The 25,187-nt window shown below is 65.9% G+C and carries 31 protein-coding genes; 20 read left to right on the top strand and 11 right to left on the bottom strand.

Going from position 1 to position 25,187, the window contains the following annotated elements; translation table 11 throughout:
* Positions 1–308 precede the first annotated feature (308 nt).
* The 4 genes from LVB87_RS08710 to LVB87_RS08695 all read right to left on the bottom strand — a co-directional run bounded on the left by LVB87_RS08710 (position 309) and on the right by LVB87_RS08695 (position 4,570).
* Entirely contained in the window at positions 309–512 is a 204-nt protein-coding gene (locus LVB87_RS08710; protein WP_232897597.1) for a hypothetical protein, read from the bottom strand.
* Positions 513–656: 144 nt separating this feature from the next.
* A complete protein-coding gene (locus LVB87_RS08705; protein ID WP_232897596.1) occupies positions 657–965 on the bottom strand; it encodes a hypothetical protein in 309 nt (102 codons plus the stop codon).
* 69 nt (positions 966–1,034) lie between these two features.
* On the bottom strand, positions 1,035–1,478 hold the full coding sequence (locus LVB87_RS08700) for a fasciclin domain-containing protein (protein ID WP_232897595.1): 444 nt from the start codon (positions 1,476–1,478) through the stop codon (positions 1,035–1,037).
* Between the two features lie 2,783 nt (positions 1,479–4,261).
* The gene (locus LVB87_RS08695; RefSeq protein WP_232897594.1) at positions 4,262–4,570 is read right to left on the bottom strand and encodes a hypothetical protein; all 309 of its coding nucleotides are present in this window, start codon (positions 4,568–4,570) and stop codon (positions 4,262–4,264) included.
* A 296-nt stretch (positions 4,571–4,866) separates the two neighbouring features.
* On the opposite strand from LVB87_RS08695, the gene LVB87_RS08690 reads away from it, so the two are divergent.
* The 5 genes from LVB87_RS08690 (at position 4,867) to LVB87_RS08670 (ending at position 9,108) form a co-directional block, all read left to right on the top strand.
* Positions 4,867–5,190 carry a hypothetical protein gene (locus tag LVB87_RS08690; protein WP_232897593.1) on the top strand — a complete coding sequence of 108 codons (324 nt, stop codon included), beginning with the start codon at positions 4,867–4,869 and terminating at the stop codon, positions 5,188–5,190.
* 201 nt (positions 5,191–5,391) lie between these two features.
* On the top strand, positions 5,392–6,267 hold the full coding sequence (locus tag LVB87_RS08685; RefSeq protein ID WP_232897592.1) for an acyl-CoA thioesterase II: 876 nt from the start codon (positions 5,392–5,394) through the stop codon (positions 6,265–6,267).
* Position 6,268: 1 nt separating this feature from the next.
* Positions 6,269–7,135: a hypothetical protein gene (locus LVB87_RS08680; RefSeq protein WP_232897591.1), complete on the top strand. Its 867-nt coding sequence runs from the start codon at positions 6,269–6,271 to the stop codon at positions 7,133–7,135.
* Positions 7,136–7,170: 35 nt separating this feature from the next.
* The gene (locus LVB87_RS08675) at positions 7,171–8,313 is read left to right on the top strand and encodes a sigma-70 family RNA polymerase sigma factor (protein ID WP_232897590.1); all 1,143 of its coding nucleotides are present in this window, start codon (positions 7,171–7,173) and stop codon (positions 8,311–8,313) included.
* Positions 8,314–8,349: 36 nt separating this feature from the next.
* Positions 8,350–9,108: an arginyltransferase gene (locus LVB87_RS08670; RefSeq protein WP_232897589.1), complete on the top strand. Its 759-nt coding sequence runs from the start codon at positions 8,350–8,352 to the stop codon at positions 9,106–9,108.
* Here the strand turns inward: LVB87_RS08670 and LVB87_RS08665 are convergent.
* Together LVB87_RS08665 and purT are read right to left on the bottom strand one after the other, a co-directional pair.
* The gene (locus tag LVB87_RS08665) at positions 9,105–9,521 is read right to left on the bottom strand and encodes a hypothetical protein (RefSeq protein ID WP_232897588.1); all 417 of its coding nucleotides are present in this window, start codon (positions 9,519–9,521) and stop codon (positions 9,105–9,107) included. The genes LVB87_RS08670 and LVB87_RS08665 overlap by 4 nt on opposite strands.
* A gap of 4 nt (positions 9,522–9,525) precedes the next feature.
* Positions 9,526–10,731 carry a formate-dependent phosphoribosylglycinamide formyltransferase gene (gene purT / locus LVB87_RS08660; RefSeq protein WP_232900521.1) on the bottom strand — a complete coding sequence of 402 codons (1,206 nt, stop codon included), beginning with the start codon at positions 10,729–10,731 and terminating at the stop codon, positions 9,526–9,528.
* Positions 10,732–10,797: 66 nt separating this feature from the next.
* Here purT and LVB87_RS08655 point away from each other — a divergent pair, with 66 nt between their 5' ends.
* The 7 genes from LVB87_RS08655 to LVB87_RS08625 all read left to right on the top strand — a co-directional run bounded on the left by LVB87_RS08655 (position 10,798) and on the right by LVB87_RS08625 (position 15,116).
* Positions 10,798–11,700: a hypothetical protein gene (locus LVB87_RS08655; RefSeq protein WP_232897587.1), complete on the top strand. Its 903-nt coding sequence runs from the start codon at positions 10,798–10,800 to the stop codon at positions 11,698–11,700.
* 96 nt (positions 11,701–11,796) lie between these two features.
* Positions 11,797–12,660 carry an SPFH domain-containing protein gene (locus LVB87_RS08650; protein ID WP_232897586.1) on the top strand — a complete coding sequence of 288 codons (864 nt, stop codon included), beginning with the start codon at positions 11,797–11,799 and terminating at the stop codon, positions 12,658–12,660.
* Positions 12,660–12,851, top strand: a complete 192-nt coding sequence (locus tag LVB87_RS08645) for an Arc family DNA binding domain-containing protein (protein ID WP_232897585.1) — start codon at positions 12,660–12,662, stop codon at positions 12,849–12,851. Before LVB87_RS08650 ends, LVB87_RS08645 begins: the two co-directional genes overlap by 1 nt.
* Positions 12,841–13,017: a DUF4177 domain-containing protein gene (locus LVB87_RS08640; protein ID WP_232897584.1), complete on the top strand. Its 177-nt coding sequence runs from the start codon at positions 12,841–12,843 to the stop codon at positions 13,015–13,017. Before LVB87_RS08645 ends, LVB87_RS08640 begins: the two co-directional genes overlap by 11 nt.
* A 13-nt stretch (positions 13,018–13,030) precedes the next feature.
* A complete protein-coding gene (locus LVB87_RS08635; RefSeq protein ID WP_232897583.1) occupies positions 13,031–13,225 on the top strand; it encodes a hypothetical protein in 195 nt (64 codons plus the stop codon).
* 15 nt (positions 13,226–13,240) lie between these two features.
* Positions 13,241–14,044 (top strand): M15 family metallopeptidase, encoded by an 804-nt coding sequence (locus LVB87_RS08630; protein WP_232897582.1) that lies wholly within the window; start codon positions 13,241–13,243, stop codon positions 14,042–14,044.
* Between the two features lie 4 nt (positions 14,045–14,048).
* Positions 14,049–15,116, top strand: coding sequence for an acyltransferase (locus LVB87_RS08625; RefSeq protein ID WP_232897581.1), 1,068 nt, complete (start codon positions 14,049–14,051; stop codon positions 15,114–15,116).
* On the opposite strand, the gene LVB87_RS08620 is transcribed toward LVB87_RS08625, so the two are convergent.
* The 5 genes from LVB87_RS08620 to LVB87_RS08600 form a co-directional block, all read right to left on the bottom strand.
* On the bottom strand, positions 15,113–15,799 hold the full coding sequence (locus LVB87_RS08620) for a DNA-3-methyladenine glycosylase 2 family protein (RefSeq protein WP_232897580.1): 687 nt from the start codon (positions 15,797–15,799) through the stop codon (positions 15,113–15,115). The two genes, LVB87_RS08625 and LVB87_RS08620, sit on opposite strands and share 4 nt — an antisense overlap.
* 10 nt (positions 15,800–15,809) lie before the next feature.
* Positions 15,810–16,184 carry a DUF423 domain-containing protein gene (locus LVB87_RS08615; RefSeq protein WP_232897579.1) on the bottom strand — a complete coding sequence of 125 codons (375 nt, stop codon included), beginning with the start codon at positions 16,182–16,184 and terminating at the stop codon, positions 15,810–15,812.
* Between the two features lie 73 nt (positions 16,185–16,257).
* Complete coding sequence (locus LVB87_RS08610) at positions 16,258–17,328, bottom strand: SRPBCC family protein (RefSeq protein ID WP_232897578.1); 1,071 nt, start codon at positions 17,326–17,328, stop codon at positions 16,258–16,260.
* A gap of 90 nt (positions 17,329–17,418) precedes the next feature.
* Positions 17,419–18,072 (bottom strand): response regulator transcription factor, encoded by a 654-nt coding sequence (locus LVB87_RS08605; RefSeq protein ID WP_232897577.1) that lies wholly within the window; start codon positions 18,070–18,072, stop codon positions 17,419–17,421.
* Entirely contained in the window at positions 18,072–19,274 is a 1,203-nt protein-coding gene (locus LVB87_RS08600) for a sensor histidine kinase (protein WP_232897576.1), read from the bottom strand. Before LVB87_RS08600 ends, LVB87_RS08605 begins: the two co-directional genes overlap by 1 nt.
* A gap of 147 nt (positions 19,275–19,421) precedes the next feature.
* On the opposite strand from LVB87_RS08600, the gene LVB87_RS08595 reads away from it, so the two are divergent.
* The 8 genes from LVB87_RS08595 to LVB87_RS08560 are packed head-to-tail and all read left to right on the top strand — an operon-like array spanning position 19,422 to position 25,077.
* Complete coding sequence (locus LVB87_RS08595; RefSeq protein WP_232897575.1) at positions 19,422–20,036, top strand: GNAT family N-acetyltransferase; 615 nt, start codon at positions 19,422–19,424, stop codon at positions 20,034–20,036.
* Positions 20,033–20,812, top strand: coding sequence for a septum site-determining protein MinC (gene minC / locus LVB87_RS08590; RefSeq protein WP_232897574.1), 780 nt, complete (start codon positions 20,033–20,035; stop codon positions 20,810–20,812). Before LVB87_RS08595 ends, minC begins: the two co-directional genes overlap by 4 nt.
* A gap of 40 nt (positions 20,813–20,852) precedes the next feature.
* Positions 20,853–21,662: a septum site-determining protein MinD gene (gene minD / locus LVB87_RS08585; protein WP_232897573.1), complete on the top strand. Its 810-nt coding sequence runs from the start codon at positions 20,853–20,855 to the stop codon at positions 21,660–21,662.
* A gap of 3 nt (positions 21,663–21,665) precedes the next feature.
* Positions 21,666–21,929: a cell division topological specificity factor MinE gene (gene minE / locus LVB87_RS08580; RefSeq protein WP_232897572.1), complete on the top strand. Its 264-nt coding sequence runs from the start codon at positions 21,666–21,668 to the stop codon at positions 21,927–21,929.
* Positions 21,930–21,933: 4 nt separating this feature from the next.
* Positions 21,934–22,422 carry a hypothetical protein gene (locus LVB87_RS08575; RefSeq protein WP_232897571.1) on the top strand — a complete coding sequence of 163 codons (489 nt, stop codon included), beginning with the start codon at positions 21,934–21,936 and terminating at the stop codon, positions 22,420–22,422.
* A gap of 56 nt (positions 22,423–22,478) precedes the next feature.
* Complete coding sequence (locus tag LVB87_RS08570) at positions 22,479–24,302, top strand: hypothetical protein (RefSeq protein ID WP_232897570.1); 1,824 nt, start codon at positions 22,479–22,481, stop codon at positions 24,300–24,302.
* A 35-nt stretch (positions 24,303–24,337) separates the two neighbouring features.
* Positions 24,338–24,790: an anthrone oxygenase family protein gene (locus tag LVB87_RS08565; protein ID WP_232897569.1), complete on the top strand. Its 453-nt coding sequence runs from the start codon at positions 24,338–24,340 to the stop codon at positions 24,788–24,790.
* Positions 24,791–24,792: 2 nt separating this feature from the next.
* On the top strand, positions 24,793–25,077 hold the full coding sequence (locus LVB87_RS08560; RefSeq protein ID WP_232897568.1) for a hypothetical protein: 285 nt from the start codon (positions 24,793–24,795) through the stop codon (positions 25,075–25,077).
* Positions 25,078–25,187: the final 110 nt, after the last annotated feature.

Raw genomic sequence — 25,187 nt, 5'->3', positions numbered from 1 at the left:
ACTGGCTTCAGCACACTTGGACGTCTCGGGATCGTCCAGCCGGCTACAGGAATCTGCGCATTGTTCGCAGATCGATGCGCACGCTGCGCATGTGTACGAATGAACACCTGCACCACGAAGCATCGTGTCTGCGCTGGTGCGGCAAATGTCGGCACATGAAGCCAACAACGTGATGTGGTGTTCGGCCGCATACTTGCCGCCTTTCGACAGGCAGTAACTGATCGTCTCGATGCAAACCGCGTGGCATTCCGTGCAGTTTGCGATGCATCGATTCATCTCCGGGCTGCGGTGGCCAGCCGAATGATGGGTCACGGGTTGGCCTCCGTTCGAATTTCATGCCGCGTCGTCGTCAGCGGCCAGCCTTCGTTCTCGGCAGCAGCCAATGCGCGATCGCACGCTTCGTCCGGACCGTGCGCGGCAAGCAATGGCTGAGGCGTCTTGGGGTCGGCGGAAAAGCCAGCGGAGGCCCAACGCCAGGGGCGCCACTTCACCATTGAATAGGTGGATGACATTTCGCCTTTCTCCTGCAAACCGGCGCGCGTGCGCGCGGGGCAATTCGCAGGTCGGCGGGATGTCGAGAAGCGCGAACGGCGCGGCTGGATCGACGCACGATGAGCCGACGGCCGTGATCAAGCCGTGACCCCATCCCAAGTCACTTACTCGCGTGGCAGATAACGACGCAGGTGGTTGTAGCGCGTGTTCCAAGCGCCCATCGTTCTAAGCGTGTCCGGTCCGCCGCGGCGCTCCGGATAGCGGACGGCAACGGCGAGATCGCCACTGACGACTGCCAGCAGCTTCGTCAGATCTGGAGGTGCAAGGATGGCGCGGCTGCGGGCACCCTCTAATTCCTTCAGGAGTTCGCGCAAGGTGAACGTCCGTGTTCCGCGACCTGGGCGTAATGCCGACGAGCTGAAGGCAAAGACTCGCTTCATATGCCTTTGCATGGTGGAGAAAACGGTAGTCATGGCGCAGTCCTCTGGTGCTCGGTAGCGAAGCGGCGGGCCATGAGGCCCGCCGCCTGGTCACGACACCAATTACTTCTTGGTCGGAATATTGACCTTGTCGATGCCGTGGAGAATGCCATTGCTGGACGTAATGTCAGCCGAGGTGACGAGCGCGCCATCGATGCTGACCTGGTCCTTCGTCATCGTGATCGGGGCGGATTGACCGTTGACGGTTCTGGCGGCCTCCCACTTGCCGACGTCGGCGATGGGCTTGCGGCCGCTGACGACATGGTAGTTGAGAAGCGAAACGAGCTCTTCCTTGCTCTCGTCCTTGAACAAGCTATCAAGCTTGCCGGTAGGCAGCTTCTCGAATGCGGTGTCGGTCGGGGCGAAGATGGTGAAGGGGCCCACGCCACGCAGCATGTCGCTCATGCCAGCGCGTTCGATGGCCTTGCCGAATGTCTTGAACGACCCGTTGGCAGCAGCGGTATCGACGAGGTTCTTGGTGTTAACGGTGTTGGTGACAGTGTTCATAGAAGTTGATGCCTTTGAAGTACGAACCGCAGAATTGCGAGCTCGCGAATCGGCCGAAGCCGTGGCTCCTGTCGAGGCGACAGGAACGCGGGGCTCAGTGCGGAGGAAGGAATGGGGGGGCGTGCAGCGCCGCTGAGTGGCCGTTACGACATTGCGTCGTAATGCCATGGCAGGTTGCGCCACGTGACGTGAGTTGACCGTGAGCTACGCCAACGTGATCAGCGGCGCACGAATCGTTGCGAATCTATCGCGAATCCGGCAGGCGGAGCGTTCTGTCGCGCTGTAGCCTGGCGTATGCCATCGCAGACTCCAAGTTGTCATACACGAACTCGCCGTACCGATATTTCGAGTGGCGCTCCTCGGTTACGGCAAGGCCGCGCATTTCGGCCTCCAATAGCTGTTGCCGGCCAATCGAAGCCAACGAGCCTTGGGACGAATGTGGTTGATCGAGGTCGCGGGTCATCATGGGGAATCCTCTGGTGCACCCAGCAATCTGTTCCCAAGGTGGTGACCACCTTGCGTGAGCTGGAGGATGACAGAGCCTTTCCCACCGACTTTATCCCGACTATGCCACGCTGCTTGGACTGCTCGAATTGTCGAGTGTTTGCGCGCTCTTGGAGAACGAGATGGCTAATGAATGGTCCAATCAACGGCAAGATCGAATAGAAGATTCCGACAAGCGCTCGGCGGCGATTTTGGCATCTGCGTTGGTTGCCGGAGGGCATACGAGTCCAATGGCAACTAGCGTGGACATGGCTGCAAAACAAGCGGTTGAGATCTATTTCGCCGTGCTCGGAGAGCTCCGCAAGCTGCCGCCGTCATCGACGGTTTGAAGTCAGTACGAAAAACGGGGCCTTAGCCCCGTTTCCCGTTGCCGCATGCCTGCGGACTTACTTCATCGTCCTGCTGGCGAGTGCGCCGCACAACCATTCACGTACGCCGGCCTTGGCTTCGTCCTTGCTGTCGAAGGTTGCGCTTCGACGCTCGTTATTTGGCCTATGCAAGTTGACCGTGGCGACCCACTCATCGTGAGGGCCCGCCGGGGCCACTCTGGCGTAGTCAATCCCGTTGGTTCCACATCGCAGGTGATCGCCTGCATGCGTTTCTAACGGGTACCAAGAGAAATCTTCAATGACCATTTCGCATTCGTAATGGTTATGGGGATTCGCCTCGAATCGATCTGCTCGATAAGCCTTCGCTTCTCTTCAGTCAGGACCTCTGTCTCTGCCTTCGTCAGGTTTTCTGGCCTCGATCCAATCCTTAAAAACGATGTCCTCCCGGGAACCTCCCGTGGCATGGCGGGAGGTGCTGGAACATTGGGGAGGCGGAACTTGTCGCAGTTCATAACTAGGTCTCGTTTTGATTGGCGCCCACTGTTCTTTCGTTCAACCGGCCTGGGGAGACGGCGCACGGAATGAGAACCAACGAGTTGATCGTCTCTTGAGCAACCTAGTAGGCACTGATAGCAGCCTCTGTGCAGTCGCCTTCGGGACTCGGGCAAACGCGTGTTCTGCGATCTCGCGAAGGACGAGGCGTTGTTCTGAGTCGGTCAGGCGGCAAATTGGGAATCCCCCCTCATGGCGCAGAACACCAAATGCTCGCGTTGCAGCAGAAGTGGGCTGCCCCCGGACGAGGATCCATGGGATGTCGCGATGGGAATAGACTTGGAGCACGGTGCAATCTCCAGTTGGAGCTGCACGGGGGCTCGGGGCACGACCAGAAGTACGAATCGAGTGCCAGATGATGATAGGCCCTTTACGCTCCCATCCCCGTGAAACTCCACTGAGCTGGCGGATGACAGCGCCCTTCCCATCAAGATCGAGTCGAAGATTCCGACAAGCTCTCGGCGGCGATCCTGGTGTCTGCGCTGGTTGCCGGAGGCCATACGAGTCCCATGGCAACCAGCGTGGAGACGGCTGCAAGACAAGCGGTCGAGATTTGTATCGCAGTGCTCGGTGAGCTCCAGAATCTGCCGCCACCGTCGCTTGAAGTCGGCACGAGAAGGTTCGACCACCCACTTCGGCGTTCGCGAGTCTCCGCTTCTGGCTGATAGCGCAGTTCCGCTAGGAGGCGCGTCAACGGTCAAAGAGTCGAAACTTCATTCGCCAGGACGCGGTGACCTTTGGGTGGACGCGCCGCGGCGCCGGCTTCCCAAGCTGCGCGGACGCGAGATTTGACTTCTGGCCATCGCGCACCAGCTCTTTCCGATGCAGGCCACGCTTCTTCAGCATACGAACCCACGACATCCCAACCCGCCTCTCGGAAGCAGCGGTTGAGCGTTGTGGCAAAAGACTGGATTTCCAGTTCCACCGCGGAGAGGGCATGTTGCGCATGCATGACGGGCCACCTTCAAGAGATCGGACTCAACGCTTCCATTCGTGCGGGGATTCATCCAGATGCCAAGGCGGCGCGTCAGTTTGGCGCCGGCGTAGCAAGGGTGTTTCAGACAAGGGCGGCCATCCCGTCCGCGAAGGTGCGGGGTGCGGCGCGAGACTTCGGACGACGACGTTGGCACGGCGTCGAAGTTTGCTTCTAGGGGACTCCATTGCGCTTTCCTCGGGCCGCAAAATTCTCGCCTCAGGGGCGTGGCGGCAAGGGCGCTTCTGAGAGGGCTTAGTAAACCGATTCGCAAGCTAGCCCACTCAATATGGACCTGTTTGCCACGGTGTGCGGATTCTCGTCGCAATTCAGACGAGCGGTGCGGCGTACTCCAATAACTGAAGACGACGAATGTCCGCTTCTGGCCGAAAGCGGACACTCGACCTCTCAATTGGGACTTGCGCTCACTCGAACGGGTTTGCCAGTGCTTCGAACGCGTTCCCAACGCACCCATTTGGGTCCTGGGCCCGTTCGAGTGCGCTTGAAGGGCGTTCGATTGCGTCTGCAAGGCACTTGAACGCATCGCCGACGTCTCCGAGTGCGTTCCGAACCCACTTGAACGCGTTGCCGACGTCTCCGAGTGCGTTCCGAACCCACTTGAACGCGTTGCCGACGTCTCCGGGTGCGTTCGGAACCCACTTGAACGCGTTGCCGACGTCTCCGAGTGCGTTCCAAGCGCACTCGAACGCGCTCGCGACCTGTTTCTGATCCATTCGCTGGAGCTGCGGACGCCTCCAGTCCGCTTCGGGACGCATCCGCCTGAAGTTGCGCCGCTGTCCAATAGGCGTGCACGCAAGGGCAATTCACGATCAGCATCGAGACTGATATCTCGCATTAGACCGACGCGCTCAACGTCGGAGTGCCGGCGCGCTTCCTGCGTCGGGAGGATGGCCAATAAAAGACCTTGAAAGAGGGAATACGTCATTCCGTCCTAATGCGGATATCAGCCTCCCGACTCCTTGCGCCGTTCGTGCGGCGCAAGCGCCCCCACGAATCGTTGGAGGTCCCAATGCAACCCGCGCCCACCCTGCGTCACCGCGAACCGACCGTCTTCTGCATCCCGGAGGAAGCCCACCTCGCCCTGATCAAGTTGCACGAACACCTGCGCATGATGTCGCGCCTCGTCGAGCCTGGCACTGTTGCCAGCGAACACGACTTCATCCTCCGCCCCTACGCCTTGTCCTGGTTCATGACGCAGCTTTGGAGCGACGTCGGCAAGATCCTCCAGACCACCTATTGGTCCGAAGACCACACCGAAGACCTCGAAGAAGCGCACCGCCGCATCGCCGCACTGCGCGAACAAAACGCAGAACTCCGCGGCTACATCGAATAGCGCCCTGCGCTTCCAAATCGCGGTGAAGGACCGACACGCACTCGGTTATCGCGACTGCAGGGCGGCCATGGATGGCCACCCGGGCGGAGCTCCGGTTGCAGGATGCGGCTTGGAGGCGCTCCGACAGGCGCGATAACCGAGGGCGTGGCGGTCCGTCCCTCCGGAGCCGAGGCTCTAAACCGCGCTCGCTATACTGCGCGAATGACCGCCCCCGTCTCCGAACTGATCGAACTCCTCTCGCTGGAACGCCTCGAAGACAACCTCTTCCGCGGCCAATCCCGCGACATCGGCACCAAATACGTCTTCGGCGGCCAGGTTCTGGGCCAAGCCCTCTCCGCCGCCCAAGCCACCATGGACTCCGTGGAAGACGCCCGCAGCGCCCACTCCCTGCACGCCTACTTCCTGCGCGCAGGCGACATCGAAGCCCCCATCGTCTACATGGTCGACCGCACCCGCGACGGCGGCAGCTTCTCCGTCCGCCGCGTCACCGCCATCCAGCACGGCCAACCGATCTTCTTCCTCGCCGCCTCCTTCCAACGCGAAGAAACCGGCGGCGAACACCAACTCTCGATGCCCGAAGTCCCCAAGCCCGAGGACATCGCGCCTACCCCCGACCTCCCGCCCGAAACGCTCGCGCGCCTGCCCTCGAAAGTGCAGCGCTGGCTCTCGCGCCAGGGGCCGTTCGAATTCCGCCACGTGTATCCGCGCGACGAGTTGAATCCGCCGAAGCGCCCGCCTTACCAGCACGTGTGGTTCCGGCTCTCCGAACGCGTCGGCGATGCGCCCGAGTTGCATCGCGCCCTGCTCGCCTACGCCTCCGACTTCCACCTGCTCGGCACCGCCACGTTCCCGCACGGCATCAGCTACTACCAGCCGAACGTGATCATGGCCTCGCTCGATCATGCGTTGTGGTTCCATCGCCCGTTCCGCGCGGACGAGTGGTTGCTGTATTCCATCGACAGCCCGACGGCGCAGGGCGGACGCGGTCTCGCGCGCGGCCTGGTGTTCGACCGCCACGGCAAGCTCGTCGCGAGCACCGCGCAGGAAGGCGTGATCCGCGTCGCGGAGAAGGGCTGACATGCGGCAGGTGTTTGCAAGCCCGCGCCTCGAGAACGTCGAAGGCATCGCGAAGTTCCTCGAAGAGCACGGCATCGAAGTCCGCATCACGCACCCGCGTTCCTACAAGGGCGGCTGGGGCGGGCGGCGCACGTATCGCGACGACGAAGGCCCCGTGCCCGCGGTCTGGGTGATCAAGTCCGAAGACCAGCCGCGCGCGCGCCAGTTGCTGCGCGAAGCGGGCTTGCTCGGGACCACGCGCGCGAGCGGCAGCGACAGTTTCCTTTCGCCGTCGATGCACGCGGGCCTGCCCGAGCCGAGTGCGGCACCGCCGCCGCAGAAGCGCGCGTTCCGCTACAAGATCGCGTTGTTGATCGCGATTGTCGTGGCCGTCGCATTGGCGTGGAGTGCATCGCGCAAGACCTCGACCGGTGAAGTGGCGCATGTCGCGAAGCCTGCAGTGCACGCCGCGAGCAAGCCACAGGCGCCCGCCGCCGCTTCGACGCAGGTACCCGCTGAACCCGTCCCCGGCGCCTACGCCGTCGAAACCCCGCCCGTGCTCGCAACCACGCTCGCCACGACCGAGCTGGACGTGCACGACGCGAAGGTCGTCTGCCTGCAAATCGACGGCACGCCGGCGAGCGATGCAGTGATCGCGCAATGGAAGCACCCGGCCAACGTGCGCCTGGCTTGCACCGGCAACCTGACCGCCGACGCCCTGGGGCTCGACGTCAAGAATTGGCGCACCGACGGTTCGGGCACTGGCACGGTGGAACTGGCGGTCACCAGCACCGGCACCGACGGCCGCCCCAGCACCCAGGTCCGCACCCTGCTCGTCCGTCGCATCGAGGCCGACTGGCACGTGGTCCGGGTCCTGTCGGTCGAGTAAGGTCACATCCTTCCCGCGGCGGCGTCAGAGTCAGCATGGACACCACCATCGACCTGCTGATCCGCCGCGACCTCCCGGCCGCCCGCACAGGCGACCACGCCGCCTACGGGCGCATCGTCGCCGCCTGCCAGAACACCGTCACCGCGATCGCGCTGGCCATCGTCCGCGATGTGCCGAGCAGCGAGGACATCGCGCAGGACGCCTTCATCAGCGCATGGCAACACCTGCGCCGCCTGCAGAATCCCGACAGCTTCCTGCCCTGGCTGCGGCAGATCACGCGCAACCTCGCGCGCGACCATCAGCGCGCGAAGATGCGTTCGCCGTATCCGGCCGACGACATGGAAGCCGCGATCGCCGCGGCCGCCGATCCTGCGCCCTCGCCCTTGCATGCGCTGATCGATGCCGAACAACAGACCGCCGCGGCGGACGTGATCTCCGCACTGCCGGAGGAAAGCCGCGAAACGCTGCTGCTCTACTACCGCGAAGGCCAGAGTTCGAAACAGGTCGCGCTGCTGTTGGGCTTGTCGGACGCGGCCGTGCGCAAGCGCTTGTCGCGCGCACGCCAGGCAGTGCGCGATGACCTGCTCACGCGCTTCGCGGATTTCGCGAAGAGTTCGGCACCGGCCTCGGCGTTCGCGACCGTGGTGACCAGCGCGCTCGTTGTCGCGAGTCCGCCTGCTGCCGCCGCCACGATGCTCGGCGCGGGCGCGGTCGGCGCGAAGACGATCGGGCAGATCCTGCTCGGCGCGGCCGGCAGCATCGGGTTCGCGTTCGTCGCCGCGTTCGGGAGCATCTGGTGGGGCCTGCGCAAACAGCTGCGCGAGGCGATGGATGCGGAAGAACGTCGGGCGCTGATCCGTTCGGCCATCGTGAACGTGGTGGCCATCATCGGCTTCCTCGCTTCCATGCTGTGGACGGCGGCGTCCACGCACGGCTGGCTGGTGCCCACGCTCGCCACCTGCGCGTTCATGGCCGTCGTGTTCTGGCAATCAGCCGTGGTCCAGCCGCGCGCCATGGCCCGCCGGCACGCGATGGAAGCGCGCCTGGACCCCGAAGGCGCCGCCCGCCGCCGTCGTCGCGAGCGCCTGATGTGTCGCATCGGGATGATCGTCGGCGCGCTGGGCGGGATCGGCGGCCTGGTCGCCGGCTTGGTGATGTCGGGTCGGATCGCGTTCTGACCTAGCCTTCGCATCGCTTGGCGCTATGCTCGCTCCATGGGCGCCAACAACTCCCCGGAGCAGGACGAGCTCCGCGTGTTCCACACGGGTGACCACGCTTGTGGTTACTGGCCCACCCGCGTCGCCCGCGACCTGGTGCTCGACCCGCGCGATCCGCGCATGCCCGATCTGTATCCGCTCGCACTCGGCTGGGGCTTCCGCCGCAGCGGCGACATCGTGTATCGCCCGCATTGCCAGGGATGCCGCGCGTGCGTCGCGGTGCGCATTCCCGTCGGGCGCTTCAAGCCGGACCGCAGCCAGCGCCGTTGCCTGGCGCGCAACGCGCATGTCGAGTCACGCATCGTGCCGGCAGAACGCACCGAGGAGCAGCTCGCGCTGTACCAACGTTACCTGCGCGCGCGCCATCGCGGCGGCGGCATGGACGAACACGGCGGCGTGGAATTCGATCAGTTCCTGATCGGCAGTTGGTCGCACGGGCGCTTCATGGAATTGCGCGAGCGCGACGAGGCGGGCCACAACCGCTTGCTCGCGGTGGCGATCACCGACGTGGTCGAGAACGCGCTGTCGGCGGTGTATACCTTCTTCGATCCGGACCTGGCCGAGCGCAGCCTCGGCACGCTCGCGCTGTTGCGGCAGATCGAATGGGCGCGGCGCGACGAGCGCGCGCACCTGTACCTGGGCTACTGGATCGAAGGCCACGGCAAGATGGATTACAAGCGGCGCTTCCGTCCGCTGGAAGCCTTCGACGGCCGACGCTGGTTGCCGATGGACTTCGTGACGATGGCGGTCGTCTAGCCTTCCGGCGGCAGCTTCGACTGATCCTGGAGGGTGAACTGCGCGGGCGCTTCGTCCGTCTTCGGAATCGCTTGCGGCGGCGCATCGGGCGCAGGTGCGTTGCCCGCCACCGGCGGCAGCGAGGACATCAACGCGGGCGCGACGCGCGGCGAGAAGCCGAACGACGCATCGCTGCGCGCGGACACGACCATCTTCACCATCGACTGCGGCACCATCAGTTCGAGCGACACCGAACGTCCGTCGTTCGTGGTCGCCATGATGGTCATTTCGAGCAGCGCGCCGCCGGTGTCGATCTCGTGGCAGAGCACGTGTTCGCCGCCCGGGCCTTCGCGCAGGTAGGGCTTGATCGCTTCGCCCAGCGCTTCGAGCGCCTGGGGGAAGAAGAAGACAACGTAGCCTTCGGATTCGTTCATCGGCTCATTCTTCCAGACGGATCGTGATGGCGGCGGCGGCATCGCGCGCACGGGCGCGGGCGTCGTCGATGTCCTTGCCGCGCGCGAGCGTGACGCCCACGCGGCGGTGCCCGGCCACGCGCGGTTTGCCGAACAGGCGCAGCGCGGTGTCGGGGTCGCGCAGCGCGCCTTCGACGTTGTCGAAGACCGGCACGCCGTTGCCGTGCGCGAGCATGGCGCACGACGCCGTCGGGCCGAGCTGGCGGATCGCGGGGATCGGCAGGCCGAGGATGGCGCGTGCGTGCAGCGCGAATTCGCTCAGGTCCTGCGAGGTGAGCGTGACCAGGCCCGTGTCGTGCGGACGCGGCGAGACTTCGGAGAACCACACCTGGTCGCCGCGCACGAACAGCTCCACGCCGAACACGCCCCAACCGCCGAGGTCGTCGGTCACGGCCTTCGCGATGTCCTGCGAGCGACGCAGCGCTTCGGCCGACATCGCCTGCGGCTGCCAGCTTTCGCGATAGTCGCCGTCGCGCTGCAGGTGGCCGATGGGATCGCAGAACGCCGTGCCGCCTGCGTGGCGCACGGTGAGCAACGTGATTTCGTATTCGAAGTCGATGAAGCCTTCGACGATGGCGCGGCCCGCGCCGGCGCGGCCGCCGGTCTGCGCGTAGTCCCACGCTTTCTGGATGTCATCGTCGGTTTTCACCGTGCTCTGGCCGTGGCCGGACGAAGACATCACCGGCTTCACGACGCACGGCAAACCAACCGCGTCGATGGCCGCGCGATATTCCTCGAAGGTATCGACGAAGCGATACGGGGACGTCGGCAGGCCGAGCGTTTCCGCGGCGAGTCGGCGGATGCCTTCGCGATCCATCGTCAGGCGCGCGGCGCGTGCGGTCGGGATCACGCGAAGGCCGTCGTGTGCGCCGGCCTTCGCTTCGTTCTCGATCTCGATCAGCGTGGGCGTGTGGATCGCTTCGATCTCCGGCACCACGATGTGCGGACGTTCCTTCTCGATCACCGCGCGGATCGCAGCGCCGTCGAGCATGTCGATCACGTGACGGCGATGCGCGACCTGCATCGCCGGCGCATGCGCGTAGCGGTCGCAGGCGATCACTTCCACGCCGAAGCGCTGCAACTCCAGGGCCACTTCCTTGCCCAGTTCGCCCGAGCCGAGCAGGAGCACGCGCGTGGCGTAGGGGGACAGCGGAGTGCCGAGCGTCGTCATGGCGGGCATGGGGAGTCTGCGCAGGGCGCGTAGTGTACCCGCGCGGCCCATGTCATCCTGCCGAGCATGTTGCGTGCCCTCTCCTTCGCCGCCTTGCTCCTGGCATTGCTCGCCGCGTGCGGTGAGTCGGGCCCGCCGCAGCCGCGCCTGTCGGGCGTGGTGCTCGACGGCAAGCTCGACGAGATCAGCGGCATCGCGGCGTCGGGCCGGTTCACCGACACGTTCTGGCTGATCCAGGACGGCGGCAACGATGCCTTGCTGCATGCGATCTCGCGGCGCGGCAGCCGGCTGGCCACGGTACGCGTGGCGGGCGTGCACAACACCGATTGGGAAGACCTCGCGTCGTTCACCGAGCAGGGCAAGCATTGGTTGCTCGTCCCGGACACGGGCGACAACGGCGGCTTGCGACGCACGCTGCTCCTGCACGTGGTGCCCGAGCCCGACCTCGTCGACGGCGGACAGGTGTCGCCCGCGTATTCCATCGCCTTTCGCTGGCCCGACGGCCCGCGCGATTGCGAGGCGGTGACCGTCGATGTGGCGACCGGCGAAATCCTGCTGATCTCGAAGAAGCGCAATCCGTCCGAATTGTTTTCGCTGCCGCTGCATCCGGGGCCGGGGCTGCAGACCGCCACGCGCGTGGCCTTGCTCGCGCCGCCTGCCGATGCCGGGAACCAGACCGGTGGCGCCGCCGATGCGCGCGGCCGCGCGCTCGGCCGACAGGTGACCTCGGCGGATCTCTCGCCCGACGGCATGACCCTGGCGGTCCTGACCTACGACCGGCTGCTGCTCTACCCGCGCAAACCCGGCGAAGCGTGGAAGACCGCCGTCACCCGCCCGCCGCGCACGACGACGCCCCTGCCCTGGCTCAACCAGGCCGAAGCCATCGCCTGGCTGCCCGATGGCAAAGCCCTGCTGGCGACCGGCGAGTTCAGCCCGGCGCCTCTCGTCTACCTCCCCGCGGGGCCCTGACGCACCGCCGTCCGTCGCCTGTCCGTTGCGCAGTTGATATCAGAGTGATATCACATGCAGGCGCCCTACTTTCCGGGGCGCCCAACGAGGCCTTCGATGAAAGAGAACCCCCTCCGCTCCGCCGCCGGCATCCCGATGCTGCTTGCCTTCATCGTGGCGGTGCTGTTCGGCGCGTACCTGATGTTCAACGGCGTCCGGGCTGGCGCCCCGGCGTGGATCGTCGCAGGCCTGCTGGTCGCCCTGCTCTCCGTCTTCTGCAGCTTCGGCCTGTACATGGTCGAGCCCAACCAGGCCGCGGTGGTGAGCCTGTTCGGCAAGTACGTGGGCACGGTCAAGGAAAACGGCCTGCGCTGGAACAACCCCTTCTATACGAAGCGCAAGGTCAGCCAGCGCGTGCGCAACTTCGAAAGCGGCAAGCTCAAGGTCAACGAGCTCGACGGCAGCCCGATCGAGATTGCCGCGGTGATCGTGTGGCAGGTCGTGGATTCGGCCGAAGCCGTGTTCAACGTCGACGACTACGAAAGCTTCGTCCAGATCCAGTCCGAATCCGCGCTGCGTGCGATGGCCACCAGCTATCCCTACGATCAGCACGAGGAAGGCCAGCTCTCGCTGCGCAGCCACGCCGCCGAAATCAGCGCGCACCTGGCGCAGGAACTGTCCGAACGCCTGGCCGATGCCGGCGTGCAGGTGCTCGATGCGCGCATCAGCCACCTGGCCTACGCGCCCGAAATTGCGCAGGCGATGCTGCAACGCCAGCAGGCGAACGCGATCATCGCGGCGCGCACGCGCATCGTCGCCGGCGCCGTGGGCATGGTCGAAATGGCCCTCGCGGAACTGCAGAAGAATGGCGTCGTCCATCTCGACGAAGAGCGCAAGGCGCAGATGGTCAGCAACCTGCTGGTGGTGTTGTGCGGTGAACGCGCGACGCAGCCGATCGTCAACGCGGGCACGCTGTACTGATGGCTGAGAAGAAAGCCTATCCGCTGCGCATCAACGCCGACGTGCTCGGCGCTGCGCAGCGATGGGCCGACGACGAACTGCGATCGCTCAACGCGCAGATCGAGTACGTGTTGCGCGACGCATTGCGCAAGGCAGGCCGGCTCCCCCCCGGCCCTGCCGCGCCTCCGACGGAGAACGACGATGGTGAATGATCGCTGGAGTTACCAGGTCGTGGAGTTGAAGGGCTTCATGGGCGTCAGCCGCGACGTGGTGCAGGAAAAGCTGACGCAGCTCGGCCTGCAGGGGTGGGAACTGGTGAGCGTCGTCATGACGCACCCGCTCCGCCCCGTGCAGCTCTACCTCAAGAAACCGATGTAAGGGAGGACGTGCCATGGCCACTGCTCCATCTCGTGGGTACATCACCGTGTCGGCGACGATCTTCAGCGTCATCGCGCTGCTCCAGGCCTACCGCGCCTTCGCAGGCCTGCCCGTGGCGATCGGCCAGTTGCAGGTGCCGACCGCCGCTTCGTGGGTCGCGGCGCTCGTCCTGGGCGCGTTGGCGGTCTGGGGCTGGCGCACGCGCTGAGGTACATTGGCGCGCATGCGCGCCGTGCCCAGGATCCTCGTCAATACGCCCGACATCGAAGTCTGGCCCGGCGGTCTGTTGCGCGCGCGCAGCAACCATGACGCGCGCGTCCTCTCGCGCGCGACGCGTGTCCTGCGCCGCAAGCGCGACGGCCGCTATCTCGCCGCCGAAGTCCCCGAAGGCCTGATGCCGCTGGTGCATGCGCTCGGGCGCGAGGACGGCTTGCAGGACGCCCTCGATGCGCTCGACGACCGTTCGGCGCATTCGCGCGCCGGGCTTGAGCGCATCTACGAACTGCCTTTGACGCGCCTGCACGAACGCCTCGACGCGCTCGGGCTGGACGAGGACGACTACAGCGAACGCAGCGGACTCGACCTCGTCGCCGAACCCGACCGCCTCGGCTTCGCCGGCTTCGATCGCTTCCGCCGCCCGCTCTGGCTCCTGCCCGATGCCGCGCGCGCATGGCAGCACATGCAAGCCGACGCGATGCGCAGCGACGTCGTCCTCGAATCGATCAGCGGCTATCGCTCGCACGACTACCAGTTCGGCATCTTCGAACGGAAGCTCGCGCGCGGGCAGACCGTGGAGGAGATCCTCAAGGTCAATGCCGCGCCAGGCTTCAGCGAACACCACGGCGGCCGTGCGCTCGACATCGGCACGCCGGACGAACCGTCGGCGGAAGAGAGCTTCGAAAAGACACGCGCCTTCGCCTGGCTGCGGGACAACGCAGGCGCGCACGGCTTCGTCATGAGCTACCCGCGCGACAACCCGCACGGCATCGTGTACGAACCCTGGCACTGGCGCTGGCAAGGACACTGAGCGAATGCGCACGCGCACCATTGCGCAAGCCTGGTCCGAAGGCCGCAACCACTTCAATCTCATCCGCCTCATCGCCGCGTGGATGGTGGTCTATGGCCATGCCTGGGCGATCACGGGCACGCCGGGCGGCGACCTGGTTGCGCAATGGACGAAGTACAAGTTCGCCGGCGGTGTCGCGGTCGACATGTTCTTCGTCATCAGCGGGTTCCTCATCGCCGCGAGCCTGATGCGCAACAATGTGCGCGGTTACCTGGCTTCGCGCGCGCTGCGCATCCTGCCGGCGCTGGTGGTGTGCGTGGGCTTGTCGACCTTCGTGCTCGGCCCCCTGCTGACCACCGCCGCCGACTACTGGCGCACGCCGCAGACCTGGCAGTACTTCTTCCACAACGCCACGCTGCATCGCGCAGAGTTCTTCCTGCCCGGCGTGTTCGAAACGCTGCCGCGCACCGCGATCAACGGCTCGCTGTGGACGCTGCCCATCGAGGTCCAGCTCTATATCGCGTTGCTGATCGCCGGCCTGCTCGGCATGGTCGATGCACGTCGTTATCTGTTGCCGTGGCTGCTGATCGTCCTCGGCGTGACGGGCCTTGCCTGGTGGGGCCAGCACGCGGGGATGCCGATTCCGGAAGCGCGCGTCAACGAACTCTGGTGCGTCCTGTTCTTCATCACCGGCACGGCGGCATGGCTGTACCGCGACCGCGTGCCCTTGTCGGGGTGGATCGTGCTGGCCTTGCTCCTGTTGGCGGCACTCACGCGCGGCACGCTGTACTTCGCGGTGCCCTACTTCCTGCTCGTGTGCTACGGCACGCTGTGGCTCGCGTTCCTCCGGCCTGGCCGGGGCTTTGCGCACCACGACCTCTCGTACGGGCTGTATCTCTACGGTTGGCCGGCGGCGCAGCTTGTGCAGCTGTATTCGCCGGGGACGCCGATGCACAACGTGCTGTTCGCCAGCGTTATTGCGATTGCGCTCGCGGCCTTGTCGTGGTTCTGCGTCGAGCGGCCCGCGTTGCGAATCAAGCGCAGGTTCGGAACGCGCACGCCCGTGGCATCGCCGGCGACCGCGGGCGCTTAACCCTGCGAGCGCTTCACCGGTTTGGCGTCCTTCGGTTTGGGCGGTGAAGCCTCATCGACGATGCGCCATAGGTACAGGCTCGCGTAGGTGCGGTAGGGCCCCCACTTCTCGCCGCGCGCCATCAACGCCTTCGGTGCGGGCATCTCCTCGAGCTTGTCGACGATCTGCGCGCCCTTGCGAATGCCGAGGTCGTCGACGGGCAACACGTCGGGGCGGCCCAGTCGGAACATCAGCATCATCTCCACCGTCCAGCGCCCAATGCCGCGGATCGGCACCAGCGCGGCGATGATCGCGTCTTCGTCCATCGACGCCATCTGCTGCAGCGTCGGGATCTCGCCGCGCTGCTCGCGCAACGCAAGGTCGCGCAGCGCCAGCGACTTGTTGCCCGACACGCCGCACGCACGCAAGGCCACATCATCGATGCGCGCGAGCGTGTCGCAGTGGAAGCGATCGCTCTCGATCGCCGCCTCCACGCGCCCGACGATCGTCGCTGCGGCCTTGCCGCTCAACTGCTGGTAGAGGATCGCGCGCGCGAGCGCATCGACCGGATCGAAAGGCTTGCGCCAGCGCACGTCGGGCGCGATCGGCCCGATGCGTTCCATCCACTTGCCGAGCTTGCGATCGCGCTTGGTCAAATATGCGAACGCGGCTTCGGTATCGAATCCTCGGGCACGGCGCGCCATCGATCGCTCCTCAGCGTCGCAGGGAATGGGCGGCGAGCACGAGCCAGCCGCCGATGAGCAGCATGCCACCGACAGGTGCCGCGGCGGTCGACCAACCGCGCAACACTGCGCCCGCCAGGCTGCCGCAGAACAACACGACGCCGAGCAGCAAGGCTGCGAGCCCGAGCGTCTTCAACCAGCGCACGGTGTGGCCGGCGAGTGCCGCCAACGCGACGCCATGGCCGAACGCGAACGCCGCCGCGAGCGAGAGCCGTGCACGCGCATCGCCGTCCACGCCATGCGCCGCATACGCGGAAAGCGCGACCGCCGCGCCCGCGAGCAGACATCCGCTGGCAGCGAACAAGCGACTGATCGGCGGGCGTGGGTGCTGCATCGTGTCGCGCATGTTTCGCCTCCCGGAAACGAAGAACGCCGCAGGCGCGGCGTTCGTCGTAGCGAATCAGTGAACGGCAGGACCGTTACTTGACCTGCCAGAACATCTGGAACTGACCATCATCGGTGAAGCCCGGCTCGAGGCCGCCGGTCCACACTTCGAACGGACGGCCGGTCGTTTCCAGGCCGCGCGTCATGGTCCAGGCGCGCAGCGAATCGCGCATCTTGGCCAGGCTCATCATGTGGCCCGTGAAGCCCGCCGTGGCGTACTTCGCCGGCTCGGTGCGCAGGAACTGCACCGGGCCTTCGAGCTTCGGCGACACCGCCGTCGGCTCGCCGGTCTCGCCCTTCTTCTTCACCGGCTGCGCGGTGTCGAAGGAGTAGCTGTCCGCCGCGAATTCCGTGGTGATCACGCGGATCGGGCCGGCGGCTTCGAGACCGTTGGCGTCCATCACCTTCTTGATCCACTGCAGGTTGTTGCTCATCGCGAGCTTGATCTTGTCCGGGTCGCGCTCGACGGACGCCGAGGCGAACAGGAGGTTCTCGGCCGGGAGCTGCGCAACCTTCGGCAGGTTCGCCGGATCCTTGCGACCGAAGTCCTGCGCGTAGTCGTAGTTCGGCACGCCAGCGAGCATGTTGGTCAGCTTGCCGAGGCCGAGCTTGATGTCGTCGCCGACGCTGCGGATGTACAGGCCGGAGAAACGACCGAGCAGGTCGAAGCCGAAATCGACGTCGAAGGTCTGGGTGATTTCGACGTTGCGGTTGTTGCGACCGGTGGGCTTGAGCGTGAACGTCGTGCGCTTGTTGTTGCCGCGCATCGGGCTGGTGATCGCGTACTCGATCGTGTTCGGCTCGCTCTTGGTGATCGTCCAGCTGCCCTTGCCGAGGTCGCGCACGGTCGAGACGTATTCCGCGCCGGCGCCGACGCCGGTTTCAGGACCGGTGAAGGTCCACTGCATCTTGGGGTCGCGCAGCGCGAGAGGATTCCAATCCTTCAGGCGGCGCGGGTTGTTGAGCGTGTCGCGCACGATCACCATCTTGCGGTTCGTCTCGATGCTCTCGCTCACGTGGCGCGAGGACGGCAGCACGATGCCGACGATGAGGAACAGCGCGGCGACGATCGCCAGGGAAATCAGGATCTCGATCAAACGGGTCATTCGGTAGGTCTCCAGACCGGGCCGCCGCCGGGCGGCCCGCACAGACCGGCCATCCTAGCAAAAGGCCCCGCCGCTAAACACCAGCCTGTGTCACACCAGCTGCAGCTCGAAGGCCTTCAACACGGCACGCGTGCGGTCGCGCACGCCGAGCTTGGACAGGATGTTGGAGACGTGGTTCTTGATCGTCCCCTCGGCCACGCCCAGCGAATTGGCGATTTCCTTGTTGGAGAAGCCACTGGCCATCAGGCGCAGGATCTCGGTCTCGCGATCCGTCAGCGGGTCCGGACGGTCGAGGCTGACGAAATCGTTGCGCATGTGCTCCAGGCCCGACAGCAGGCGCTGCGTCACGGCCGGTTGGACCAGCGAGCCGCCCGCGGCGACGGTCTGGATCGCACCGACGAGCTGTTCGAGCGTCACGTCCTTCAGCAGATACCCCTTCGCGCCGGCCTTCAGGCCTGCAAGGACGAGTTGGTCGTCGTCGAAGGTGGTGAGGATGATGGTCGGTGGCAGGGCATTCGCGCGGGCCAGGGCCTGCAGGGCTTCCAGGCCCGACATCACGGGCATGCGCATGTCCATCAGGACCACGTCGGGGCGGACCTGCGGAATCATGTCGACGGCCTGGCGGCCGTCGCCGGCCTCGGCGATGACCTCCATGCCCTCGGCAAGCGCGAGGAGGGAACGGATGCCTTGCCGCACCAGTGTTTGGTCGTCGACCAGGCAGATGCGGATCGTGCCGGTGTTCATCAGGCCATCGCTCCTTCGGGCGTGGGTTTCAGTGGACCCGCTGTGGTCGCGGGAAGGTTCAGGCGCAGGCGGAAGCCTTCACCCGGGCGGCAGTCGACCTGAAGGTCGCCGCCGTGTTGCGCCAGGCGCTCGCGCATGCCGCGCAGGCCGTGGCCGGGCGTGAGGACTTCTGCGCCGGTCCCGTCGTCGCGGGCCTCGATGCCGATGCCGCCTTCGATCCGGTGGGCATCGATCCACAGGTTCCGCGCGCCGGCATGGCGCACGGTGTTGGTGATGATCTCCTGCGTGCAGCGCAGCAGGACGTGGGCGCGCTCGGGGTCGTCGAGCGTGAGCGGCTCTTCGATGTCCATGTGGATGGCGAGCGACGGGACATTCTCGGCGAGCGGCCGCAGGGCCGCGCCCAGGTCGATCGCCCCGCCCTCGCGCAGCTGGCTGACCGCTTCGCGCACGTCGGTGAGCAGCAGGCGCGCGAGGGTGTGGGCCTGCTGCACATGCTCCTTCACCCGGCCTTCCGACAAATGGCCAGCGACTTCGAGGTTCAGGCTCAGTGCGGTGAGGTGATGGCCGAGCAGGTCGTGCAGCTCGCGGGAAATGCGGGTGCGCTCGTTGATGCGGGCGCTTTCTGCCAGCAGCGCGCGGGTGGCGCGCAGCTCCGCATTCAGGCGCCGCTGCTCCTCGCGGGCCTGCGCCTGCTGCCGGGCCACGAGGCTGGTGACGAACACGAAGCCGGAGAAGCCCGCATACAGCACGGACTGCATCAGCGCCTCGAGCAGCGGGAAATTGAGGCCGTGCACGAACACCGGCACCACCGCCAGCTGGCTCAGGACCAGCCAGGCCACGCCCAGCGGCAGCGGCAGCAGCCACGGCAGCACGCAGGCCGCGACCATCAGCAGCACGCTGCCCAGGCCGCTCTCGTTGTAGTAGCTCACCCCCACTGCGGCGAGGGTGAGGATCAGCAGGAGGGCGAAGTCGGTGAGCACGCGCCGGCGCACACCGAGGCCGCGCGTCAGCCACGCATAGCTGATGCCGAAGGCGAAATACGACACCCATCCCTGCCAGGGCATCGGGCGCAGGGCGAGTTCTTCCGCGCCGTCGCCGAACAAGGGGACGAGCCAGGAATAGAGCAACGGAATGCTGACGACGGCCCAGGTGAACAGGCCGGCGTAGCGCAAAAGGCGGTCATGGCCGAAGCGGGCAAACATATGAGCTGAATCCTAGCCCCATCCCAGCGGCCGGCGGGGAGCCGAAAGTCATGCCCCCCGGTGGCGGGCCCATGCGATAATCGCGCCGCGCCGGGGGGCCTGGTCGCATTACCCGTCGAACGTTTTTCGGAAGAGCCGGAGTCTTCAATGTCGATTGTCGTCCGCGACGTGCGCGAGCACGAGCTGGATTCCGTCCTTGCACTGAACAACGCCGCTGGCCCCGCCATCCTGCCGCTCGATGCGGCCAAGCTCCGCAGCTTCTTCGACTCCGCCGAATATTTCCGGGTTGCCGAGCGCGACGGGACGATCGCGGGCTTCCTGCTGGGCTTCGGTTCGGGCGCCGCGCACGAAAGCGACAACTTCGCCTGGTTCCGCGCGCGCAACACGGCCTTCTTCTACATCGATCGCATCGTGGTCGCTTCGCGCCGCCGCGGCGGTGGCGTGGGCCGCGCGTTGTATGCCGACGTGTCGAGCTATGCCGAGCTGCGCTATCCGGAGCTGTGCTGCGAAGTGCTGCTGGAACCGGGCACCGACCACGCCCTGCTCTTCCACGGCAGCTTCGGTTTCCGCGAAGTCGGCCAGAACCTCATGCCCGGCGGCCATCGCGCCGCGATGCTGATGAAGGACTTGTGCAGCTACGCATGGGTGCGCGAGACCTACGGCGACGCGCTGCCCAACGCGGACTGGCTGTTGCAGCCGCGCGCCAACCTCGCGGACGTCGCACCGCTGGCCGCGCACCGCCCCACCGGGACCGCCGCGTGAGCACGGCCATCGATTACGAACAGGCAGGCGAACTCAAGATCGGCCAGGTCGGCATCGCCAACCTGCGCGTGCGCACGCTCGACGTGGCGCAGCTCACCGCGGAAATGCGCGATCGCGTGCAGCGCGCGCCGAAGTTGTTCGAACGCGCCGCGGTGATCCTCGACTTCGGCGGCCTGACGAAAACCCCGGACGCCGACACCGCGCGCAAGCTGGTCGAAGGACTGCGCGAAGCCGGCGTGCTCCCCGTGGCGCTGGCCTACGGCACGCGCGAGATCGAAGAACTCTCGGTCGCGCTCGGCCTGCCCCTACTCTCCAAGTTCCGCGCGCAGTACGAACCGACGGACGGTGCGCGCGCCGTAGCGCCCGAACCGGCGCCCGCGCGCAGCAAGCAATCCGCGCCCGCCGCCGAAGCCGCCCCGCCCGCCCCCGCCTCGCGCATGGGCGCCGCACCCGGCATGATGCAGGCATCGCCCGTGCGCAGCGGCCAGCAGGTGTATGCGGAGAACAGCGACCTCACCGTGCTCGCCACCGTCGGCGCCGGCGCGGAAGTGATCGCCGATGGCTCCATCCACATCTACGGTGCGCTGCGCGGCCGTGCCCTCGCGGGCGCGCAGGGCAATGAAAAAGCGCGCATCTTCTGTCGCGAATTCCACGCCGAACTGGTCGCCGTCGCCGGCCACTACAAGGTGCTGGAAGACATTCCGAAGGACCTGCGCGGCAAGGCCGTGCAGGTCTGGCTCGACCAGGGGCAGCTCCACATCGCGGCGCTGGACTGATACAACAATCGAATAAGAATTCCTCAAGGGAGGACAGCACTTGGCCGAAATCATCGTTGTCACCAGCGGCAAGGGCGGCGTGGGCAAGACCACGACCAGCGCGAGCCTGGCCTGCGGCCTGGCGCGCCAGGGCAAGAAGGTCGCCGTCATCGACTTCGACGTCGGCCTGCGAAACCTCGACCTGATCATGGGTTGCGAGCGTCGCGTGGTGTACGACTTCGTCAACGTCATCCACGGCGAAGCCTCGCTCAAGCAGGCGCTGATCAAGGACAAGCGCTTCGACACGCTCCACGTGCTGGCCGCTTCGCAGACGCGCGACAAGGACGCGCTGGCGAAGGAAGGCGTGGAAAAGGTGCTGAAGGAACTGGCGGACGACGGTTTCGACTACATCGTGTGCGACTCCCCCGCCGGCATCGAGAAGGGCGCGTTCCTCGCCATGTACTTCGCCGACCAGGCCGTCGTGGTGGTGAACCCGGAAGTCTCCTCGGTGCGCGACTCCGACCGCATCCTCGGCCTGCTCGCCTCCAAGACGCGCAAGGCGGAAAACGGCGAGCGCGTGAAGGAACACCTGCTGCTCACCCGCTACTCTCCCTCGCGCGTGGAAGGCGGCGAAATGCTGTCGATCACGGACGTGGAAGAAGTGCTGGGCCTGAAGACGATCGGCGTCATCCCCGAATCGGGGGATGTCCTCAATGCTTCGAACAAGGGCGAGCCCGTGATCCTCGACCTCGAATCCAATGCAGGCCAGGCCTACGACGATGCCGTCGCGCGCCTGATGGGCCAGGAACGGCCCATGCGCTTCATCACGGCCGAGAAGAAGGGATTCTTCAGCAAGCTGTTCGGGGGCTGACGCATGTCGATCTTCGATTTCCTGAAGCCCAAGAAGAACACCGCCTCGGTTGCGAAGGACCGCCTGCGCATCATCATCGCGCAGGAGCGTTCCGCGCACGGGGGTCCCGACTATTTGCCCCTCCTGCGCCGCGAGCTGCTCGAGGTGATCCGCAAGTACGTCAACGTCGATGTGGATGCGGTCAAGGTCGACGTGGTCAAGGACGGCGAGCACGACGTGCTGGACATCTCCGTGGCGCTGCCGGAGGAGCGCGCCGCGGTGGGGTGATCCCATGCTTGTGTTGACGTTGTCGGATATCGATCGAAGCCACGTGGCCGCCCTGCTGGGCGGCTACGGGTTGCAACTGGTGCACGTCGACGACGGCGCCCCCATTCCCGGTAGTTACTGGGGCGAGCCCGAAGCCGGGCTCGTCGGCGCCACCGTGTTCGCGCGCGGCGATACGCCCGTGCATTCCCTGCTGCATGAAGCCGCGCACCTGATCGTGCTGCCGCCGGAGAAGCGCGCGGTGGTGCATACCGACGCCACCGATTCGGTCGCCGAAGAAGATGCGGTGTGCGTGCTGCAATCGCTGCTTGGCGATGCGATCCCGGGCGTGGGCGCGGCGCGCGTGTTCGCCGACATGGACGCGTGGGGCTACACCTTCCGCATGGGCTCGGCGCGCGAGTACGTCGAGCGCGATGCCGAGGAGTCGTGGCAATGGCTCGCCGAGCGCGGACTGGTATGCCCGAAGACGCGCAGCCTGCTGGTCCCCCCGCCCTGATGGGCCACTTGTTGTAAGGTTCGCCCGGGGCTCCAGGCCACTCCGGGCGGTTCGGCATGACAGGTTCGCTGTTCGCCGAGTTGAAGCGACGCAAGGTCGTCAAGGTCGGCGCGGTCTATCTCGTCGCCGCCTGGCTGGCCGTGCAGGCCGCCAGCATCGGCTTCCCCGCCTTCGATGCCCCGCCCTGGGCGCTGCGGGTCTTCATCCTCGTCCTGCTGCTTGGCTTCCCCATCGTCGTGGTGCTGACATGGGTGCTCGACGTCACGCCCGAAGGGGTGCGGCTGGAGACTTCGCCCGTCGGCAACAAGCGGGTGATCGGGGTCGCCATCGGGCTCGCTGCCCTGGGGGTCGCCTGGTATTACCTCGGGCAACCGAGCGTGCGGCCGGGGCAAAGCGTGGTCGATACGGCGAAGCCTGCCGCGAAACCCGCGCCCGCCGTCGACAACAAGTCGATCGCCGTCCTCGCCTTTACCGACCTCAGCCCGAAGCACGACCAGGACTATTTCTCCGACGGCATGTCGGAGGAGATCCTCAACGCGCTCGCGCAGGTCCGCGACCTGCGCGTGGCGGGGCGCACGTCGTCGTTCTATTACAAGGGGCGCAACGAAGACCTGCGCACGATCGGCAAGGCGCTCGGTGTCGCGCACGTGCTCGAAGGCTCGGTGCGCACGCAGGGCAACAAGGTGCGCATCACCGCGCAGTTGATCCGCAGCACCGATGGCATCCATTTGTGGTCGAAGCAGTACGACGGCGACTTGTCGGATGTCTTCAAGCTGCAGGACCAGATTGCGCGCGCGATCGTCGATGAGCTGCAGCCGGTGCTGGAAGGCCAGCAGAAGTCGCGACTGGTCACGCAGGCGACGAACAGCCCGGAGGCGTATCAGTTGTATTTGCGCGCCGCCGAAGTGTTGAGCAAGCGCGACTACACGCGCGCGGCGGACGCGATTGCCTGGTCGGAGAAAGCGCTCGCGCTGGATCCGAACTTCGTGCGCGCGCAATCGCAGCTTGCGCTGCTGCAGGCCGTCGTCAACCTGCGCGATCCGAACCATATCGCCGAAGCCGAACGGCACGCCCGCGCCGCGATGGCGAAGGATCCGAACCTCGCCCAACCCGTGTACGTGATGGGGATTGCGCTGCGCAGTGCGCGGGATTACGTGGGCTCGCGTCCGTATCTCGATCGCGCCGTGCAATTGGCACCGCACGATGCGTCGGCGCACATGTACCTGGCGCAATGGCTGCTCGTCGCGGGCTATACCAAACAGGGCATCGAGGAAATGGATCGCGCGCTCGCGCTCGACCCCATGTTGCCGAACGCGGCCAACTGGCGCGCGTATCAATACCTGTACGCCGGCGACGTGGAGAGCGCACAGGCCTTGTTCGAACGCACCGAATCGCTGGGATTGTCGCTGGCCAAGCCGGGCCTGGGCGAAGTCGCGCTTGCGAAGGGACAAGTGCAGGAGGCGCGCAAGTTGATTGCGCTGTCGCCGCAGATTCGGTTGGTGTCTTGTGGCGATCCATCGCCCACGAAGTTCGACACGCTGCTCGCAGGCACCTTGGGCGGCGACGCCGCGGCGCAGGCGCGCGCGTTGCAGATCATCGACGACTGCGTCGGGACGAAGCCTGCAGAAATTCCGGCGTGGGTCGTGGCCTCGCTGGTGCGCCTGAAGCAGTATCCGCGGGCGCTCGACCTGATGCGCTCGCGCACGAATGACGATGCCGGTGTCGGCTTCCGTCTCTGGTCGCCGGAAGGCGCGCCGCTGCGCACGCTGCCCGGGTTTGCGGACGTGAGCGAGGGTTGGGGCTTGGTGGATGCGTGGGAGAAGTACGGGGCGCCGGACCTGTGTACGCGGGTTGCGGCGAGGCAATATCGCTGCCACTGATGGGGATCGCACAGATGCATGAACTCGCACACGTCGTGACGGTGCTGGCGCTGCTGTGTTCGGGGGCGCTGTTCGGCGCGGCCTTGTACGACACGGTGGTGCTCGCGCCCAATTTGCGCGGCGGTCCGCAGGGGCTGGAGCACGGGCGTTTGTTCATGGCCGCGGCCACGCCCGCGAATTTGTTTCGGGTGCTCTCTCCGGCGACGCAGTTGCTCACGTTGGTTGCGATTGCAACGCAGTGGTCGGACCCGGATCGGCGATGGCCATTGATCATCGCGCTTGTTGCGCTCGTGGCGAGCGACGTCATCACCTTCAAATTCCACTATCCACGCAATCGGTTGCTGTTCACGACGCCGCTTTCAGTGCCGGCCGAAGAGCTGGGTGTGGCTGCGCGGCAATGGGCCACGGGGAATCTCGTTCGGGTCGTGCTGGTGCTGGTGGCGTGGATGTGCATCCTCACTGCGTTGCTGCGGTCGGCGCACCACTGAAGATGTCAGACCTGCCTCCTGAAATTCGGGACGCGCTCGCCCCGCTGGCAGGCGTCCTGGCCACAGGACACCTCTCACCGGTCACGTGGCAGTACTCCGAGAAAGCCTTCGGCAATTTCGTGGTCGATTTCCGTGGCCCGGGCCGCATGTTCACGCTGACGCGCGACCGGGGACAGTTCCTCGTCAGCGGCATCGATCGCAGATCAGCGGAAAAAGCGGGTCTCTGTCGGGCGTTCGACTCAGCACAGGCGTTGCTGCCTTCCCTCTCGAGCTGGCTCGGTCACTGACGGCTCGCGCCCGGCCACGCGGTCCGGTAGCCTGACGGCCGCAATTTCCGGGGAAACCAAGTGAAGTCTTCTGTGCGTCGCGTCGTGCTGCTCGCCATTCCGCTGTCCAT

This window comes from Lysobacter sp. KIS68-7 (assembly GCF_021284745.1).
Lineage (GTDB): Bacteria > Pseudomonadota > Gammaproteobacteria > Xanthomonadales > Xanthomonadaceae > Noviluteimonas.
This window is presented reverse-complemented; position numbering and strand designations above follow the sequence as displayed.

What these genes read in the sequence shown, in the direction of transcription:
- LVB87_RS08710 (WP_232897597.1), bottom strand. Translation starts at nt 512, where the DNA reads ATGTCATCCACCTATTCAATGGTGAAGTGGCGCCCCTGGCGTTGGGCC.
- LVB87_RS08705 (WP_232897596.1), bottom strand. Translation starts at nt 965, where the DNA reads ATGACTACCGTTTTCTCCACCATGCAAAGGCATATGAAGCGAGTCTTT.
- LVB87_RS08700 (WP_232897595.1), bottom strand. Translation starts at nt 1,478, where the DNA reads ATGAACACTGTCACCAACACCGTTAACACCAAGAACCTCGTCGATACC.
- LVB87_RS08695 (WP_232897594.1), bottom strand. Translation starts at nt 4,570, where the DNA reads ATGGATCAGAAACAGGTCGCGAGCGCGTTCGAGTGCGCTTGGAACGCA.
- LVB87_RS08690 (WP_232897593.1), top strand. Translation starts at nt 4,867, where the DNA reads ATGCAACCCGCGCCCACCCTGCGTCACCGCGAACCGACCGTCTTCTGC.
- LVB87_RS08685 (WP_232897592.1), top strand. Translation starts at nt 5,392, where the DNA reads ATGACCGCCCCCGTCTCCGAACTGATCGAACTCCTCTCGCTGGAACGC.
- LVB87_RS08680 (WP_232897591.1), top strand. Translation starts at nt 6,269, where the DNA reads ATGCGGCAGGTGTTTGCAAGCCCGCGCCTCGAGAACGTCGAAGGCATC.
- LVB87_RS08675 (WP_232897590.1), top strand. Translation starts at nt 7,171, where the DNA reads ATGGACACCACCATCGACCTGCTGATCCGCCGCGACCTCCCGGCCGCC.
- LVB87_RS08670 (WP_232897589.1), top strand. Translation starts at nt 8,350, where the DNA reads ATGGGCGCCAACAACTCCCCGGAGCAGGACGAGCTCCGCGTGTTCCAC.
- LVB87_RS08665 (WP_232897588.1), bottom strand. Translation starts at nt 9,521, where the DNA reads ATGAACGAATCCGAAGGCTACGTTGTCTTCTTCTTCCCCCAGGCGCTC.
- purT (WP_232900521.1), bottom strand. Translation starts at nt 10,731, where the DNA reads ATGACGACGCTCGGCACTCCGCTGTCCCCCTACGCCACGCGCGTGCTC.
- LVB87_RS08655 (WP_232897587.1), top strand. Translation starts at nt 10,798, where the DNA reads ATGTTGCGTGCCCTCTCCTTCGCCGCCTTGCTCCTGGCATTGCTCGCC.
- LVB87_RS08650 (WP_232897586.1), top strand. Translation starts at nt 11,797, where the DNA reads ATGAAAGAGAACCCCCTCCGCTCCGCCGCCGGCATCCCGATGCTGCTT.
- LVB87_RS08645 (WP_232897585.1), top strand. Translation starts at nt 12,660, where the DNA reads ATGGCTGAGAAGAAAGCCTATCCGCTGCGCATCAACGCCGACGTGCTC.
- LVB87_RS08640 (WP_232897584.1), top strand. Translation starts at nt 12,841, where the DNA reads ATGGTGAATGATCGCTGGAGTTACCAGGTCGTGGAGTTGAAGGGCTTC.
- LVB87_RS08635 (WP_232897583.1), top strand. Translation starts at nt 13,031, where the DNA reads ATGGCCACTGCTCCATCTCGTGGGTACATCACCGTGTCGGCGACGATC.
- LVB87_RS08630 (WP_232897582.1), top strand. Translation starts at nt 13,241, where the DNA reads ATGCGCGCCGTGCCCAGGATCCTCGTCAATACGCCCGACATCGAAGTC.
- LVB87_RS08625 (WP_232897581.1), top strand. Translation starts at nt 14,049, where the DNA reads ATGCGCACGCGCACCATTGCGCAAGCCTGGTCCGAAGGCCGCAACCAC.
- LVB87_RS08620 (WP_232897580.1), bottom strand. Translation starts at nt 15,799, where the DNA reads ATGGCGCGCCGTGCCCGAGGATTCGATACCGAAGCCGCGTTCGCATAT.
- LVB87_RS08615 (WP_232897579.1), bottom strand. Translation starts at nt 16,184, where the DNA reads ATGCGCGACACGATGCAGCACCCACGCCCGCCGATCAGTCGCTTGTTC.
- LVB87_RS08610 (WP_232897578.1), bottom strand. Translation starts at nt 17,328, where the DNA reads ATGACCCGTTTGATCGAGATCCTGATTTCCCTGGCGATCGTCGCCGCG.
- LVB87_RS08605 (WP_232897577.1), bottom strand. Translation starts at nt 18,072, where the DNA reads ATGAACACCGGCACGATCCGCATCTGCCTGGTCGACGACCAAACACTG.
- LVB87_RS08600 (WP_232897576.1), bottom strand. Translation starts at nt 19,274, where the DNA reads ATGTTTGCCCGCTTCGGCCATGACCGCCTTTTGCGCTACGCCGGCCTG.
- LVB87_RS08595 (WP_232897575.1), top strand. Translation starts at nt 19,422, where the DNA reads ATGTCGATTGTCGTCCGCGACGTGCGCGAGCACGAGCTGGATTCCGTC.
- minE (WP_232897572.1), top strand. Translation starts at nt 21,666, where the DNA reads ATGTCGATCTTCGATTTCCTGAAGCCCAAGAAGAACACCGCCTCGGTT.
- LVB87_RS08575 (WP_232897571.1), top strand. Translation starts at nt 21,934, where the DNA reads ATGCTTGTGTTGACGTTGTCGGATATCGATCGAAGCCACGTGGCCGCC.
- LVB87_RS08570 (WP_232897570.1), top strand. Translation starts at nt 22,479, where the DNA reads ATGACAGGTTCGCTGTTCGCCGAGTTGAAGCGACGCAAGGTCGTCAAG.
- LVB87_RS08560 (WP_232897568.1), top strand. Translation starts at nt 24,793, where the DNA reads ATGTCAGACCTGCCTCCTGAAATTCGGGACGCGCTCGCCCCGCTGGCA.